Origin of the sequence: Vibrio sp. 14G-20, assembly GCF_026241515.1 — a bacterium.
Classification (GTDB): Bacteria; Pseudomonadota; Gammaproteobacteria; order Enterobacterales; family Vibrionaceae; genus Vibrio.
This window is the reverse complement of the sequence record NZ_JAPHPW010000024.1, coordinates 36422-52338: the sequence shown is the minus strand read 5'-3', so window position 1 is coordinate 52338 and position 15917 is coordinate 36422. Positions and strand designations below refer to the sequence as shown.

19 protein-coding genes are annotated in these 15917 nt (G+C 44.7%); all 19 read left to right on the top strand.

The window, feature by feature from the left end; all coding sequences use genetic code 11:
* The first annotated feature begins 24 nt into the window (after window positions 1-24).
* The 19 genes from OQJ75_RS18575 (at window position 25) to atpG (ending at window position 15910) form a co-directional block, all read left to right on the top strand.
* Window positions 25-696, top strand: a complete 672-nt coding sequence (locus OQJ75_RS18575; protein WP_086050366.1) for an amino acid ABC transporter permease — start codon at window positions 25-27, stop codon at window positions 694-696.
* A complete protein-coding gene (locus tag OQJ75_RS18570; RefSeq protein WP_265974302.1) occupies window positions 693-1430 on the top strand; it encodes an amino acid ABC transporter ATP-binding protein in 738 nt (245 codons plus the stop codon). The genes OQJ75_RS18575 and OQJ75_RS18570 overlap by 4 nt, the downstream gene beginning before the upstream one ends.
* Before the next feature lie 206 nt (window positions 1431-1636).
* The gene (rpmH, locus tag OQJ75_RS18565) at window positions 1637-1771 is read left to right on the top strand and encodes a 50S ribosomal protein L34 (RefSeq protein WP_004735800.1); all 135 of its coding nucleotides are present in this window, start codon (window positions 1637-1639) and stop codon (window positions 1769-1771) included.
* Between the two features lie 45 nt (window positions 1772-1816).
* A complete protein-coding gene (gene rnpA / locus OQJ75_RS18560; RefSeq protein ID WP_016767542.1) occupies window positions 1817-2140 on the top strand; it encodes a ribonuclease P protein component in 324 nt (107 codons plus the stop codon).
* Window positions 2107-2364, top strand: coding sequence for a membrane protein insertion efficiency factor YidD (yidD, locus tag OQJ75_RS18555; RefSeq protein WP_004735802.1), 258 nt, complete (start codon window positions 2107-2109; stop codon window positions 2362-2364). The genes rnpA and yidD overlap by 34 nt, the downstream gene beginning before the upstream one ends.
* A gap of 2 nt (window positions 2365-2366) precedes the next feature.
* Window positions 2367-3986: a membrane protein insertase YidC gene (yidC, locus tag OQJ75_RS18550; protein ID WP_265974301.1), complete on the top strand. Its 1620-nt coding sequence runs from the start codon at window positions 2367-2369 to the stop codon at window positions 3984-3986.
* Window positions 3987-4116: 130 nt separating this feature from the next.
* Window positions 4117-5478, top strand: coding sequence for a tRNA uridine-5-carboxymethylaminomethyl(34) synthesis GTPase MnmE (mnmE, locus tag OQJ75_RS18545; RefSeq protein WP_265974300.1), 1362 nt, complete (start codon window positions 4117-4119; stop codon window positions 5476-5478).
* Between the two features lie 50 nt (window positions 5479-5528).
* Complete coding sequence (mioC, locus tag OQJ75_RS18540; RefSeq protein ID WP_050642862.1) at window positions 5529-5963, top strand: FMN-binding protein MioC; 435 nt, start codon at window positions 5529-5531, stop codon at window positions 5961-5963.
* Between the two features lie 483 nt (window positions 5964-6446).
* Complete coding sequence (gene mnmG, locus OQJ75_RS18535) at window positions 6447-8342, top strand: tRNA uridine-5-carboxymethylaminomethyl(34) synthesis enzyme MnmG (protein WP_265974299.1); 1896 nt, start codon at window positions 6447-6449, stop codon at window positions 8340-8342.
* On the top strand, window positions 8342-8974 hold the full coding sequence (gene rsmG, locus OQJ75_RS18530) for a 16S rRNA (guanine(527)-N(7))-methyltransferase RsmG (protein WP_265974298.1): 633 nt from the start codon (window positions 8342-8344) through the stop codon (window positions 8972-8974). Before mnmG ends, rsmG begins: the two co-directional genes overlap by 1 nt.
* A 14-nt stretch (window positions 8975-8988) precedes the next feature.
* Entirely contained in the window at window positions 8989-9762 is a 774-nt protein-coding gene (locus OQJ75_RS18525) for a ParA family protein (protein ID WP_019825554.1), read from the top strand.
* Between the two features lie 23 nt (window positions 9763-9785).
* Window positions 9786-10667 carry a ParB/RepB/Spo0J family partition protein gene (locus tag OQJ75_RS18520; protein ID WP_248373505.1) on the top strand — a complete coding sequence of 294 codons (882 nt, stop codon included), beginning with the start codon at window positions 9786-9788 and terminating at the stop codon, window positions 10665-10667.
* A 191-nt stretch (window positions 10668-10858) separates the two neighbouring features.
* Window positions 10859-11248, top strand: a complete 390-nt coding sequence (locus OQJ75_RS18515; RefSeq protein ID WP_248373503.1) for a F0F1 ATP synthase subunit I — start codon at window positions 10859-10861, stop codon at window positions 11246-11248.
* Between the two features lie 8 nt (window positions 11249-11256).
* Entirely contained in the window at window positions 11257-12054 is a 798-nt protein-coding gene (atpB, locus tag OQJ75_RS18510; RefSeq protein ID WP_248373501.1) for a F0F1 ATP synthase subunit A, read from the top strand.
* 49 nt (window positions 12055-12103) lie between these two features.
* Window positions 12104-12361 (top strand): F0F1 ATP synthase subunit C, encoded by a 258-nt coding sequence (atpE, locus tag OQJ75_RS18505; RefSeq protein WP_004411110.1) that lies wholly within the window; start codon window positions 12104-12106, stop codon window positions 12359-12361.
* A 59-nt stretch (window positions 12362-12420) separates the two neighbouring features.
* Window positions 12421-12891 (top strand): F0F1 ATP synthase subunit B, encoded by a 471-nt coding sequence (gene atpF, locus OQJ75_RS18500; protein WP_010433231.1) that lies wholly within the window; start codon window positions 12421-12423, stop codon window positions 12889-12891.
* A 15-nt stretch (window positions 12892-12906) separates the two neighbouring features.
* Window positions 12907-13440, top strand: coding sequence for a F0F1 ATP synthase subunit delta (gene atpH / locus OQJ75_RS18495; RefSeq protein WP_010433233.1), 534 nt, complete (start codon window positions 12907-12909; stop codon window positions 13438-13440).
* Window positions 13441-13453: 13 nt separating this feature from the next.
* Window positions 13454-14995, top strand: coding sequence for a F0F1 ATP synthase subunit alpha (atpA, locus tag OQJ75_RS18490; RefSeq protein ID WP_010433235.1), 1542 nt, complete (start codon window positions 13454-13456; stop codon window positions 14993-14995).
* Window positions 14996-15043: 48 nt separating this feature from the next.
* Window positions 15044-15910: a F0F1 ATP synthase subunit gamma gene (gene atpG / locus OQJ75_RS18485; RefSeq protein ID WP_016794171.1), complete on the top strand. Its 867-nt coding sequence runs from the start codon at window positions 15044-15046 to the stop codon at window positions 15908-15910.
* Window positions 15911-15917 lie beyond the last annotated feature (7 nt).

Sequence of the window (15917 nt, the reverse complement as noted above, 5' to 3'; positions counted from 1 at the left end):
GCCAATAAAAATACGAGATAGATTATGGGATTTGACTTTAATTACATGCTAGAGCTGTTGCCGATACTACTAAAGTATTTAGGCACCACGATGGAGATGGCGACTTGGGGCTTGTTCTTTGCTCTGATACTGTCTCTGATACTGGCGAATATTCGTGTATTCAAAATCCCAGTACTCGACCAACTGAGCCAGTTGTACATTAGCTTCTTCCGAGGTACACCACTGTTGGTACAACTGTTCCTTCTCTACTATGGCCTACCCCAGGTATTTCCGTGGATGGTTGGACTCGATGCGTTTGGCGCCGCGGTTATCGGCTTAACCTTGCACTTTGCTGCCTACATGGCTGAAAGTATTCGTGCTGCCATTATCGGTATCGATCGTAGCCAAATGGAAGCCAGCCTCTCCGTCGGTATGACAACCAGTCAAGCCATGCGCCGAGTGATCTTACCGCAAGCAACTCGTGTGGCACTGCCGTCATTGATGAACTACTTTATCGACATGATCAAGTCGACTTCACTTGCATTCACCCTAGGTGTAGCCGAAATCATGGCTAAAGCTCAGATGGAGGCTTCTTCAAGTTTCCGCTTCTTCGAGGCTTTCTTAGCGGTAGCGCTGATTTACTGGGGCGTGGTGGTTATCCTCACTCGTATTCAAATTTGGGCCGAAGTGAAACTGAATAAGGCGTATGTACGATGATCAAATTACAAAATATCCACAAGCAGTTTGGTGACACCGAAGTATTGAAAGGGATCGACCTAGAAATCAAGCAAGGTGAGATAATTGTCATCATAGGTTCAAGTGGAACGGGTAAATCTACCTTACTACGTTGTGTGAATTTTCTAGAGCAAGCCGATCAAGGCATAATTTCGATTGATGACATCAAGGTTGATGCTCAGAAACACACTAAGGCAGAGGTGCTTGCACTGCGTCGTAAGACCGGTTTTGTGTTCCAAAACTATGCACTATTCGCTCACCAAACCGCACGACAGAACATTGCTGAAGGTTTGATTACCGTTCGTGGCTGGAAAAAACAACAAGCCCATGAAAAAGCACAACAAATTCTTGATGATATTGGCTTGGGTGACAAAGGTGATAGCTACCCAGCCGCGCTCTCTGGTGGCCAGCAACAACGGGTGGGTATTGGCCGTGCAATGGCACTACAACCCGAGCTTTTACTGTTTGATGAGCCGACTTCAGCGCTCGATCCTGAATGGGTTGGTGAAGTACTTAACCTCATGAAAAAATTAGCAAATCAGCATCAAACTATGCTGGTGGTTACCCATGAAATGCAGTTCGCTAGAGAGGTCGCAGACCGAGTGATCTTCATGGCCGATGGCCACATTATCGAGCAGGGATCTCCACAGGATATTTTTGGTAATCCACAGGATCCAAAATTAAAAAAATTCTTAAATAAGGTTGGGATCGACTAAGGATCCTTGTGATTTTAGTTATTCTACGTATAATCCCCCGACCGGAATTTTAGTTAACCCAATCATTGACACTTTTTGTGACAGTGATTACAATTCCGCCTCTTTGTTGAGAGGCGTCGGTTTTCCTTTCTTATATAAAGAAGAGAAAAAATGCCCACGCCGGGTTTAACAAAAACCTAAAACTACTGATCAGTAAGGTAATTACAATGAAACGCACTTTTCAACCTACAGTTCTAAAGCGTAAGCGTACTCACGGTTTCCGTGCTCGCATGGCTACTAAGAACGGTCGCGCAACAATCAATGCACGTCGTGCAAAAGGCCGTAAGCGTCTTTCTAAGTAATCTTTGATTATTTTGAATAAGCTAGCCTTCGGTCGGGAGTTACGCTTGTTAACTCCCGAACATTATCAGAATGTCTTCAAGCAAGCTCATCGAGCTGGCTCCCCTCATTTCACCATCATTGCCCGAAATAACTCTCTTTCAAATCCTCGCCTTGGATTAGCCGTTCCGAAAAAGCAGATTAAAACCGCCGTGGGTCGTAACCGATTCAAGCGTCTTACTCGTGAAAGCTTTCGTAACATTCAACACAAACTTCCTAACAAAGATTATGTTGTAATAGCTAAAAAGAGCGCGCAAGATTTAAGCAATGAAGAAATGTTCAAGCTACTCGACAAATTATGGCTTCGCCTGTCTCGCCCTTCGCGTGGATAGCGCTAATACCCATCTATTTTTATAGATGGTTTATTAGTCCACTCATCGGCCCACGCTGCCGATTTACTCCAACCTGCTCTTTATATGCGATAGAAGCGTTGAAAGCTCACGGTTTTGTAAAAGGGTGTTGGTTATCAGGCAAACGTCTATTAAAATGCCATCCTTTGAACGAAGGGGGCTTTGACCCCGTTCCACCAGTCCAAAAACAAGACAGAGATAAATAACGATGGATTCTCAACGTAATATCCTGTTAATCGCATTGGCTTTGGTTTCTTTCCTACTTTTCCAACAATGGAATGTAGCTAAGAACCCGGCTCCACAAGCGATTGAGCAGGCACAATCTGGCAGCACCCTACCAGCGCCATCTTATGCAGATGATCTAGACCCAGCTCCGGGCCAAGTTGCTTCTGCAAAAACTATCACAGTAACAACTGATGTACTGACTCTGTCAATTGATACGGTTGGTGGTGATGTCGTTAAAGCAAATCTAAATGATTACTCTGCAGAGTTCGATTCTGAAGATACTTTTGTTCTTCTTAAGAACGAACCAGGTCACCAATTTATCGCTCAAAGCGGTCTAGTGGGTCCTCAAGGTATCGACCTAAGCAGCACAAACCGCCCTAGCTACACAGTTTCAGCAGACAGTTTCACACTTGCTGATGGTCAGGATGAACTACGCATCCCGATGACTTACCAAGCGAACGGCCTTGAGTACACGAAAACATTCGTCCTTAAGCGTGGTAGCTACGCAATGGATGTTGAATACGATGTAGTCAACAACTCTGGTAACAACGCGACATTCGGCATGTACGCTCACCTACGTCAGAACGTAATGGATGACGGTGGTAGCCTAACAATGCCAACTTACCGTGGTGGTGCTTACTCTACGGAAGATACGCGTTACAAAAAATACAGCTTCGACGACATGCAAGATCGCAACCTGTCTCTTAACCTAGCAAACGGTCAAGGTTGGGCAGCGATGATTCAGCACTACTTTGCAAGTGCTTGGATCCCACGCGACGAAGCAGGCGCCAACCTTTACACTCGTGTAATCGGTAACCTAGGCGACATCGGTGTTCGTATGCCGAACAAAACCATCGCTACTGGCGACGAAGCGAGCTTCAAAGCAACGCTTTGGGTTGGTCCTAAACTTCAAGACCAAATGGCTGCTGTTGCACCGAACCTGGACCTAGTAGTTGACTACGGTTGGTTATGGTTCATTGCTAAACCACTTCATACTCTGCTTTCGTTCATTCAAGGCATCGTTGTGAACTGGGGTCTGGCAATCATCTGTCTAACTTTCATCGTTCGTGGTGCTATGTACCCACTAACGAAAGCTCAGTACACTTCTATGGCGAAAATGCGTATGCTTCAGCCTAAGCTGACTGCAATGCGTGAGCGTATTGGCGACGACCGTCAACGCATGAGCCAAGAAATGATGGAGCTTTACAAGAAAGAGAAAGTAAATCCACTAGGTGGCTGTTTACCTATCCTTCTGCAAATGCCTATCTTCATTTCGCTATACTGGGCACTAATGGAGTCTGTTGAACTGCGTCACTCACCGTTCTTCGGTTGGATTACTGACCTTTCAGCACAAGACCCATACTACATCTTGCCACTTCTGATGGGTGCTTCAATGTTCCTAATCCAGAAGATGAGCCCGACAACTGTAACGGATCCAATGCAGCAGAAGATCATGACCTTTATGCCGGTTATGTTCACATTCTTCTTCCTGTTCTTCCCTTCAGGCCTGGTTCTATACTGGCTAGTATCGAACATCGTAACTCTGATTCAGCAAACGCTTATCTACCGCGCGCTGGAAAAGAAAGGCTTACATTCTAAGTAAGTTCGATAATAGAAAGAGATAAAGAAAGGCGACCAAAAGGTCGCCTTTTTGTTTTTAGCTGATTACAATTCAGCTAATTGATTAATCGTGAGCGCCCCTTTTTGGCTTTCACATGCTAGCAGGCACAACTATGACTACAGATACGATTGTTGCTCAAGCGACTGCACCCGGCCGTGGCGGCGTCGGTATTATTCGCGTTTCAGGCCCACAAGCAGCCCAAGTTGCGCTTGAAGTTACCGGCAAAGTACTGAAACCACGTTACGCTGAGTACACCCCTTTTAAATCTCACGATGGTTTAGAACTAGACCAAGGCATCGCGCTTTACTTTCCTAACCCGCACTCGTTTACCGGTGAAGACGTATTAGAGCTACAAGGCCACGGTGGTCCTGTAGTTATGGATATGCTCATCAAACGCATTCTGACCATTCCAGGGCTACGCGCAGCACGCCCAGGTGAGTTCTCAGAGCGTGCCTTCTTGAACGACAAGATGGATTTAACTCAAGCAGAAGCGATTGCCGACCTCATTGATGCCAGTTCAGAAGAAGCGGCGAAATCAGCCCTGCAATCGCTGCAAGGTGAATTTTCAAAACGCATTAATACGCTGGTGGACTCTCTGATTCACTTACGCATCTATGTTGAAGCCGCTATCGACTTCCCAGAAGAAGAGATTGATTTCCTTGCTGACGGTAAAGTAAGTGCTGACTTACAAGCTATCATCGACAACCTCGAAGCGGTTCGCCAAGAAGCCAATCAAGGTGCCATTATGCGTGAAGGCATGAAAGTAGTGATTGCAGGCCGTCCTAATGCCGGTAAGTCGAGCTTACTGAATGCATTATCGGGTAAAGACTCCGCGATTGTGACTGATATTGCTGGTACCACGCGTGATGTTCTGCGTGAACATATCCATATTGATGGTATGCCACTGCACATTATTGATACTGCAGGCCTGCGTGAAGCCTCAGATGAAGTCGAAAAAATCGGTATTGAACGCGCTTGGGAAGAAATTGCTCAAGCCGATCGCGTTTTATTTATGGTCGATGGCACCACTACCGATGCAACCGACCCGAAAGATATCTGGCCAGATTTCGTTGATCGTCTGCCAAATAACATCGGAATGACCGTGATTCGTAACAAAGCCGATCAAACCAGTGAAGAGCTCGGAATTTGCCATGTTAATGATCCAACTCTGATTCGACTATCAGCAAAGACAGGACAAGGCGTTGATGCGCTGCGTAGTCACTTAAAAGATTGCATGGGCTTTGCTGGTGGTAATGAAGGTGGCTTCATGGCACGTCGTCGCCACTTAGATGCCCTAGAACGCGCATCTGAGCACTTAGATATTGGTCAGCAACAGCTCGAAGGCTATATGGCTGGGGAAATCTTGGCAGAAGAGCTACGTATAACGCAACAACACCTTAATGAGATTACGGGAGAGTTCAGCTCAGATGACCTACTCGGCCGTATCTTCACCTCTTTCTGTATTGGTAAATAACCTTTAAAGGCCGGCTCATGCTGGCCTTTTTCTTTAGTAAGGACAGCTTAATGATCCACATTATTACAGGTAGCACCTTAGGTGGTGCTGAGTACGTTGGCGATCACCTTAATGATCTTCTTGAAGAACAAGGTCATGAAATAACCCTTCATAATCAGCCGGAATACGATGATATCCCCCAACAAGGTTTTTGGTTACTGGTGACTTCAACTCATGGGGCTGGCGAATTTCCAGATAATATTAAGCCGTTTATCGACGCATTGACCCAGCAATCTCCAGATTTAAGCCAGGTTCGCTTTGCTGTCGTGGCACTTGGTGATTCGAGTTACGATACCTTCTGTTTGGCGGGAAAATCAGTCCACAGCCAGATGAAAGAGCTCGGTGCTCAGCCTATTTCTGACTGTTTTACCATCGATGTATTGGAAACTCCGGTACCAGAAGACGCAGCAGAAGCTTGGTTCAACGATCATAGCGACCAGTTTTAACCTCTCTCTTCTTTCAAAAAGCGGCTTATGCCGCTTTTTTTGTCTCTGAACATCGCGATTGTGAATAACTTTTTTTCAAAAACATCGAAAATTAGCGATCTATTTTCAATTTATTCTGTGGATAAGATCATACATATACGGTGATTAACCTATAGTTATCCAAATAACAAGTTTTAGGTTATTTCCCCCCTGTGAATAAGTAGCCATTTTGATCCCAGCTAATCCTCACCCTGATCAAAGTTAGATCACATCCTTTGATCCAAAAAAGATCCATGATCTCGTTGATCATTTTCGACTTATCCACAGATACCCTCGATCCTAATAATAGATCTAATAAAAGATCTCCTTAAAGATCTTATCTATATTAATTAAAAAACCGCTTTTTCGAAAAATCCCAAAAACGTTTTCTCAGGCTATGAAAACAGGTAGAATATCGCTCCTTTTTATCAATCTAGAAAACGTTTGAATACCTGAGGTCGGTTCATGCTTTATCACGAAAAATTTGATGTCATCGTTGTTGGTGGTGGCCATGCAGGAACGGAAGCCGCACTCGCATCTGCACGTACTGGTCAAAGTACGTTATTACTTACTCATAATATCGATACACTAGGACAAATGTCTTGTAACCCAGCCATTGGTGGGATCGGTAAGGGCCACTTGGTAAAAGAGGTCGATGCAATGGGTGGATTAATGGCGCAAGCTATTGATCATGCAGGTATTCAGTTCAGAACATTGAACGCATCAAAAGGCCCTGCGGTTCGTGCAACTCGTGCACAAGCTGACCGCGCACTTTACAAAGCCTTTGTTCGTAACGTTCTTGAAAACACGCCAAACCTGACTTTATTCCAACAGTCGGTTGATGACTTGATCGTTGAACAGGATCAAGTGGTGGGTGTGGTTACGCAGATGGGCCTTAAGTTCCGCGCAAGCGCTGTGGTTCTGACTGTGGGCACATTCCTAGGCGGCAAGATCCATATTGGTATGGAAAGTTCTTCGGGTGGCCGTGCTGGTGATCCACCATCGATCGCACTGGCTGACCGTCTTCGTGATCTTCCATTTCGAGTTGATCGCCTGAAAACAGGTACTCCTCCTCGTATCGATGCGCGTAGCGTTGATTTTTCTGAGCTTGAGGTTCAGCACGGCGATAACCCGACGCCTGTTTTCTCGTTCATGGGTAGCCGAGCTCAACAACCTCGTCAGATTCCATGTTACATCACGCATACCAATGAAAATACGCATGACGTGATTCGCGCCAACCTAGATCGCAGCCCAATGTACGCGGGTGTGATTGAAGGCATTGGCCCTCGTTACTGTCCTTCGATTGAAGACAAAGTGATGCGTTTTGCTGATAAGAACAGCCACCAAATCTTCATTGAGCCTGAAGGTCTAACGACACATGAGCTATACCCGAACGGTATCTCAACCAGTCTGCCGTTTGATGTACAGGTTCAAATCGTTCGCTCTATGAAGGGCTTTGAGAATGCTCATATCGTTCGCCCAGGCTATGCGATTGAGTACGACTTCTTTGATCCTCGCGACCTTAAGCTGACTTACGAAACTAAGTTTATCAAAGGTCTATTCTTTGCGGGTCAAATCAACGGTACCACTGGCTACGAAGAAGCGGCTGCACAAGGCTTGATGGCGGGTCTGAATGCAAGTTTGTTTACTCAAGGCAAAGAAGGCTGGAGTCCGCGTCGTGACCAAGCTTACATGGGCGTGCTTATTGACGACCTATCTACCATGGGTACCAAAGAACCTTACCGCATGTTTACGTCTCGCGCGGAATACCGTTTGCTGCTTCGTGAAGATAACGCCGATATCCGCTTGACTGAAAAGTCGCGTGAACTTGGCCTTGTTGATGACGCTCGTTGGGCTCGTTTCAACGAGAAGATGGAAAACATGGAGAAGGAGCGTCAACGTCTGAAAGAGACTTGGATTAATCCAAAATCTGAAGATATTGATCAACTGAACCAAATTCTGAAAACACCAATGTCTCGTGAAGCGAGCGGTGAAGATCTTCTTCGTCGTCCTGAAATGACTTATTCACAGTTAACCGCATTGGATCGTTTTGGTCCTGCACTGGAAGATCAACAAGCGTCTGAGCAAGTTGAGATCCAAGTGAAGTACGATGGTTACATTCAGCGTCAACAAGACGAAATTGAAAAATCACTGCGTCATGAAAATACCAAACTGCCTGCTGATATCGATTACAGCAAGGTAAAAGGACTTTCTAACGAAGTGATTCTTAAACTAACGACAGCTAAGCCTGACTCAATTGGTATTGCTTCGCGAATTTCAGGTATCACACCTGCAGCAATCTCAATTCTGTTGGTTTACTTGAAAAAACACGGCCTGTTGAAAAAAGGTGAGGAAGCATAATGAGCGCATTACGCGAAAAACTGGATCACCTGATTGGCCAGGCTGAACTTGAAGTATCTGAAAAACAACGTGGCCAGTTGGTTGGCTACGTTGAGTTACTGAACAAGTGGAACAAAGCTTATAACCTAACGTCAGTTCGTGACCCGCAAGAAATGATGGTGAAACATATCTTAGATAGCATCATTGTTAGCACTCACTTACAAGGTAAGCGCTTTATCGATGTGGGCACGGGACCTGGTCTTCCTGGGATTCCGCTCTCAATCATGAATCCAGACTGCGAGTTTTACTTGCTAGACAGCCTAGGTAAGCGTATTCGTTTTATCAAACAGGTGATTCATGAGCTGGGTATCGACAACGTGGTACCGGTTCAAAGTCGCGTTGAAGAATTTCAACCAGAAGAAAAGTTTGATGCAGTGCTCAGTCGTGCATTTGCGTCAATGACAGACATGGTAGAGTGGTGTCACCATTTACCTAAAGAGCAATCCGGTGTATTTTTGGCTCTTAAGGGACAACATCCTAGAGACGAAATCGACCTGTTACCTGAATGGTGTTCAGTGACAAACATTAAAGCTTTGCAAGTGCCAGAGCTTGATGGAGAGCGTCATCTAGTTACTTTATCGCGTCAGGGATAATCAGCGAGGCCATAGTGGGTAGAATCGTAGCAATTGCCAACCAGAAGGGTGGCGTAGGAAAAACAACAACTTGCATTAATTTAGCAGCATCAATGGCGGCAACAAAACGCAAGATATTGGTTGTTGACCTCGATCCTCAAGGTAATGCCACTATGGCGAGCGGTGTCGACAAGTATCAAGTTGAAGCAACTGCTTACGATTTGTTAGTTGAAGACACCCCATTTGATGAGGTAGTTTGCCGGAGTACATCTGGCAATTATGACCTCATCGCCGCGAACGGCGATGTTACTGCGGCAGAAATCAAGCTGATGGAAGTGTTTGCTCGAGAAGTTCGTTTAAAAAACGCACTCGAATCCATTCGCAATAACTATGATTTCATCTTTATTGATTGCCCACCCTCATTAAACCTTCTTACAATCAACGCGATGGCTGCGGCCGACTCCGTATTGGTCCCTATGCAATGTGAATATTTTGCTTTGGAAGGTTTGACTGCATTGATGGATACCATCAGTAAGCTGGCGGCTGTTGTAAATGAGAACCTGAAGATCGAAGGTCTTCTACGTACAATGTACGATCCTCGCAACCGCTTATCGAACGAAGTATCTGATCAACTCAAAAAACACTTTGGTAGCAAAGTCTACCGAACTGTGATCCCTAGAAATGTGCGTCTGGCAGAAGCCCCGAGTCACGGCAAGCCAGCAATGTACTACGACAAATACTCCGCAGGAGCTAAGGCTTACCTTGCTCTTGCTGGCGAAATGTTGCGTCGTGAAGAAGTCCCAGTATAGGTCCAACCAAAGGAATTCGCTCAATGTCTAAGCGTGGTTTAGGAAAAGGGCTAGATGCATTGCTTGCAACTAGCTCATTGGCTCGTGAAAAACAGCAAGTTGCTTCTCATAGTCAGGCGTTATCGGCTGATGGTGAGCTTATCGAACTGGCTGTTGGTTGCTTGAAGCCTGGTGTATATCAACCGCGTAAGGATATTGCGCCTGAAGCGCTAGAAGAGCTGGCTGCATCAATTCAATCTCAAGGCATTATCCAACCGATCGTAGTTCGCCCATTGGCGCACGACCAGTTCGAGATTATTGCTGGTGAACGTCGTTGGCGAGCAGCTCGTCAAGCTGGCCTTAAACAAGTGCCATGCCTGATCAAGAGAGTGGAAGACAAGGCCGCTATCGCGATGGCATTGATTGAGAATATTCAGCGTGAAGACCTGAATGTTATCGAAGAATCACAAGCACTAGAGCGCTTACAGAACGAGTTTTCACTGACACATCAGCAGGTTGCCGATGTGATTGGTAAATCTAGAGCTACCGTTAGTAACTTATTACGTCTAAATCAGCTCGAAAATGAAGTAAAAGGTTTAGTTTCCAGTAAACAACTGGAAATGGGGCATGCTAGAGCACTGCTTGCGCTTGAAGGTGATACCCAGGTTGAAGCGGCGAATACCGCAGCAACCAAAAAAATGACCGTGCGTCAAACTGAGCAACTTGTCAAAAAGTGCTTAAAACCAGACGTTGAAGCTGAATCGAAGCCCGAAGACACTGAGGCCATCGAACTTTCACGAAGACTCACGGAAAAATTGCAAGCAAACGTTTCAGTTACTCGTTCTGTTAGCGGTAAGTCAAAAGTGACAATTACTCTTGATGAGCCTCACAAATTAGAGCAACTTATTGCTAAACTAGAGTACTAAATGAGATAATTGATTTAGGTCAATTATGTAATAAACAAGTAATTTCTTACAAAAGTTGTAGGTTTGTATACAGAAATGTAAATGATTGCTGCATTCTTATTGCAATCAATTTGGCTGAACGTATAATTTTCGCCAATTTCTCAGCACGCTTTTAAGCGAGTGGTAAAGTGGGCTTAAAGAGGAACGAATACATGGTAGCGGCGTTAGCAAGACCAGGACGAGTGCTTGCAAAGCAAATGTTATTGATCGAGCTTAGCGCGGTTATATTAGTGGCGATAGGGTTAGGTTTAGCTGTTAATCCTGATTGGGGTTTTGCTGCATTGATTGGTGGCGGTATTTTTGTCATCTCGAATGTGGTTTTTTGTGTGTGTGCTTTCCTATTTTGTGGAGCTCGCGCAACTAAGTTAGTTGCGGCGTCGTTCTATGCAGGCGAAGCACTAAAGATCCTTATCACAGTTCTACTATTCTCTATTGTCTACATGTATATGCAGGTGGAATTAATTCCCCTCAAACTGACCTATTTACTGGTTCTAGGTATTAATATCTTTGCGCCAGTGCTTTTCATTAACAATAAAAAATAGGATGAGTTATGGCTGCGCCAACAGCATCCGGATACATTGAACACCATTTACAAAACCTTTCTTTAGCTAAGTTTGGTCTTGTAGAGGAGACAAGTTTCTGGAACGTACATATAGACAGTCTGTTTTTTTCGGTGTTGACAGGGATGTTATTCCTTTGGGTTTTTCGCTCAGTCGCTAAGAAAGCAACAGTAGGTGTACCTGGTAAGCTTCAGTGTTTTGTTGAAATGGTAGTGGAATTCGTTGGCGACAACGTTAAAGAAACTTTCCATGGTCGCAACCCTCTGATTGCCCCACTAGCACTGACTATATTCTGCTGGATTATAATTATGAACTTGATGGACTTAGTGCCTATCGATTTCTTACCATATCCTGCAGAGCATTGGCTAGGTATCCCTTACTTGAAAGTGGTTCCTACAGCTGATGTTAATATAACAATGGCAATGGCTTTAGGTGTTTTTGCTCTGATGATCTACTACAGCATCAAAGTAAAAGGCTTGGGCGGATTTGCTAAAGAATTGGCACTGCATCCATTTAATCACCCAATCATGATTCCATTTAACTTGGTACTTGAGATAATTTCGTTACTCGCGAAGCCACTATCTCTAGGTATGCGTTTATTTGGTAATATGTTTGCGGGTGAGGTGGTGTTTATTCTTATCGCGGCAATGCTACCGTGGTACTTACAATGGGTAGGTGCACTACCTTGGGCTATCTTCCATATCTTGGTTATTTTGATTCAAGCGTTTGTTTTCATGATGTTGACAATCGTTTACTTATCAATGGCTCATGAAGATAGTGATCACTAAAAATTTTTTAAGCTTTATTCTAACTATTAATGTTAATCGGAGAACGTAAATGGAAACTGTACTAAGTTTTTCAGCAATCGCTGTTGCTATCATTGTTGGTCTTTGTGCCGTAGGTACTGCAATTGGTTTTGCTATTCTTGGTGGTAAATTCCTAGAAGGCGCTGCGCGTCAACCTGAAATGGCTCCAATGCTACAAGTTAAGATGTTCATCATCGCTGGTCTACTGGATGCTGTTCCAATGATCGGTATCGTAATCGCACTACTATTCACGTTTGCTAACCCATTTGTTGGTCAACTAGCAGGCTAATTAACTCTTTAATAGTTAATTAAATTTTTGTAGTTGATTCTTAACGAGGGGTAGCTGTTGTGAATATGAACGCAACTCTGCTAGGTCAAGCAATTGCTTTTTCACTGTTTGTTTGGTTCTGCATGAAATATGTATGGCCACCAATCATGCAAGCAATTGAAGAACGTCAGAAAAAAATTGCTGACGGTCTTGTAGCCGCTGAACGCGCTGCTAAAGACTTGAACCTGGCACAAGCCAACGCTTCTGAGCAAATGAAAGAAGCAAAGCGCACTGCAACTGAGGTTATTGATCAGGCAAACAAACGTAAAGCTCAAATTATTGATGAAGCACGCGAAGAAGCTCAGGCAGAACGCCAGAAAATCTTAGCGCAAGCTGAAGCAGAAATTGAAGCAGAGCGTACACGTGCCCGTGATGACCTGCGCAAACAAGTCGCAACTCTGGCTATAGCTGGTGCTGAGAAAATCCTTGAGCGTACAATCGATAAAGATGTACACGATGATCTTCTTAACAACATTACTGCAAAACTTTAAAGCAAGGGGCTGTATATGTCTGATTTGACTACAATCGCACGCCCCTATGCTAAAGCAGCGTTTGACTTTGCGGTAGATAAAGGTGAGCTAGACCAATGGGGTCAAATGCTTACTTTTGCTGCCGAAGTGGCACAAAATGATGATGTTCACAATTTATTAAGCGGTTCTATGACTGCTGAAAAATTAGCTGAAGTATTCATTGTAATTTGTGGCGAACAATTTGATGAATTCGGCCAGAACTTAATTAAAGTGATGGCAGAGAATGGCCGCTTAATGGCTTTTCCTGATGTTTGTAAAGAGTTCTTTATACTCAAAAAAGAGTATGAGAAAGAGATCGACGTTGAAGTTACTTCAGCTGTTGAACTTTCTGAAGAACAACGCACAAGCATTATCAGCAAATTGGAACTGCGCCTTGCGCGCAAAGTTCAGCTGAATTGCAGTATAGATGAGACTCTACTTAGTGGAGTTATTATTCGAGCCGGAGACCTAGTCATCGATAACTCAGCGCGCAGTCGTTTAGACCGCCTGAGCGATGCATTGCAGTCTTAATGGGGATTGGAGCATGCAACTTAATTCCACTGAAATTAGCGATCTAATTAAACAACGTATTGAATCTTTCGACGTTGTTAGTGAAGCTCGCAATGAAGGTACTATCGTTTCTGTAAGCGATGGCATCCTTAGCATCCACGGCCTAGCGGACGTGATGCAAGGTGAAATGATCGAACTACCGGGTGGCCGTTACGCTCTAGCACTGAACTTGAACCGTGATTCGGTTGGTGCTGTTGTAATGGGCCCGTATGCTGACCTACAGGAAGGCATGAAAGTTACAGGTACTGGTCGTATTCTAGAAGTACCAGTAGGTCCTGAAATGCTTGGTCGTGTTGTAAACACGCTAGGTGAGCCAATTGATGGTAAAGGTCCAATCGAAGCGAAATTGACTTCGCCTGTAGAAATTATCGCACCAGGTGTAATCGACCGTAAATCGGTAGATCAACCTGTTCAAACTGGTTACAAGTCTGTTGACTCAATGATCCCTATCGGTCGTGGTCAACGTGAACTAGTAATCGGTGACCGTCAGACTGGTAAAACAGCAATGGCGATCGATGCGATTATTAACCAAAAAGATTCTGGTATTTTCTCTATCTACGTAGCTATCGGCCAAAAAGCGTCGACTATTGCTAACGTAGTTCGCAAACTAGAAGAGCACGGCGCACTAGCAAACACTGTTGTTGTTGTTGCATCGGCTTCTGAATCTGCAGCGCTGCAATATCTTGCACCGTATGCTGGTTGTGCGATGGGCGAATACTTCCGTGATCGCGGTGAAGATGCACTGATTGTTTATGATGACCTATCTAAGCAAGCGGTAGCTTACCGTCAAATCTCGCTACTACTTAAGCGTCCACCAGGTCGTGAAGCGTTCCCAGGTGATGTTTTCTACCTTCACTCTCGTCTACTAGAGCGTGCTGCTCGTGTAAGCGAAGCATACGTAGAAAAATTCACTAACGGCGAAGTGACAGGCAAGACTGGTTCTTTAACTGCTCTTCCTATCATCGAAACGCAAGCTGGTGACGTATCTGCATTCGTACCAACGAACGTAATCTCGATTACTGATGGTCAGATCTTCCTACAAACTGAGCTATTCAACGCGGGCGTACGTCCAGCTGTTGACCCAGGTATCTCAGTTTCTCGTGTAGGTGGTTCGGCGCAGACTAAAATCATCAAGAAGCTATCTGGCGGTATCCGTACTGCTCTAGCTCAATACCGTGAACTTGCAGCATTTGCTCAGTTCTCTTCGGATCTTGATGAAGCGACTAAGAAGCAGCTAGACCACGGTCAAAAAGTTACAGAACTGATGAAGCAGAAGCAATACGCTCCTATGTCTGTATTTGACCAAGCTCTAGTAATCTTCGCTGCAGAGCGTGGGTACCTTCAAGACGTTGAACTGTCAAAAGTTCTAGACTTTGAAGCTGCTTTACTGTCGTTTGCTCGTGGTCAATATGCCGATCTAGCAACACAGATCGACACAACGGGTGCTTTCAATAAAGAAATTGAAGCTGAGCTGAAGAAGCTTGTTGACGATTTCAAGGCAACCCAGACCTGGTAATTGGTAGGTGGTCTTAGGGCCACCTCATACCATTAACGGAGAGTAACGATGGCCGGCGCAAAAGAGATACGTAATAAAATCGGTAGTGTTAAAAGCACACAGAAGATTACGAAAGCAATGGAAATGGTAGCAGCTTCAAAAATGCGTCGTTCTCAAGACGCAATGGAAGCTACTCGTCCATATGCAGAAACAATGCGTAAAGTGATCGGTCATTTGGCTAATGGTAGCCTCGAGTATAAGCATCCTTATCTTGAGGAACGTGAAGCCAAACGTGTTGGTTACATCATCGTTTCTACAGATCGTGGTCTTTGTGGTGGTTTGAACATTAACTTGTTCAAAAAAGCCATGAACGACATGAAAGATTGGTCTGAGAAAGGTGCTGACGTTGAACTTGCAATTGTAGGTTCAAAAGCGACAGCATTTTTCAACAACAGCGGCGCGAAAGTAGCAGCTCAAGTTTCTGGTCTGGGCGATCGTCCAAGCCTTGAAGACTTGATTGGCTCTGTAAGCGTTATGCTGAAGAAATATGATGAAGGCGAATTAGATCGCCTGTTCGTAGTGTTCAACAAGTTTGAAAACACTATGGTTCAAGAACCAACGATCGATCAATTACTTCCTTTGCCTAAATCAGACAGCGAAGAAATGAAACGCAGTCATTCTTGGGACTACATTTATGAGCCCGAGCCAAAACCACTACTAGATGCACTATTGGTTCGCTATGTCGAATCTCAAGTGTACCAAGGTGTGGTTGAGAACCTTGCTTGTGAGCAAGCGGCTCGAATGATTGCAATGAAATCAGCAACAGATAACGCTGGTGACATTATTGATGACTTAGAACTTGTGTATAACAAAGCGCGTCAAGCGGCGATTACACAAGAACTTTCTGAGATCGTTTCAGGCGCAGCTGCGGTTTAAGCTTAGG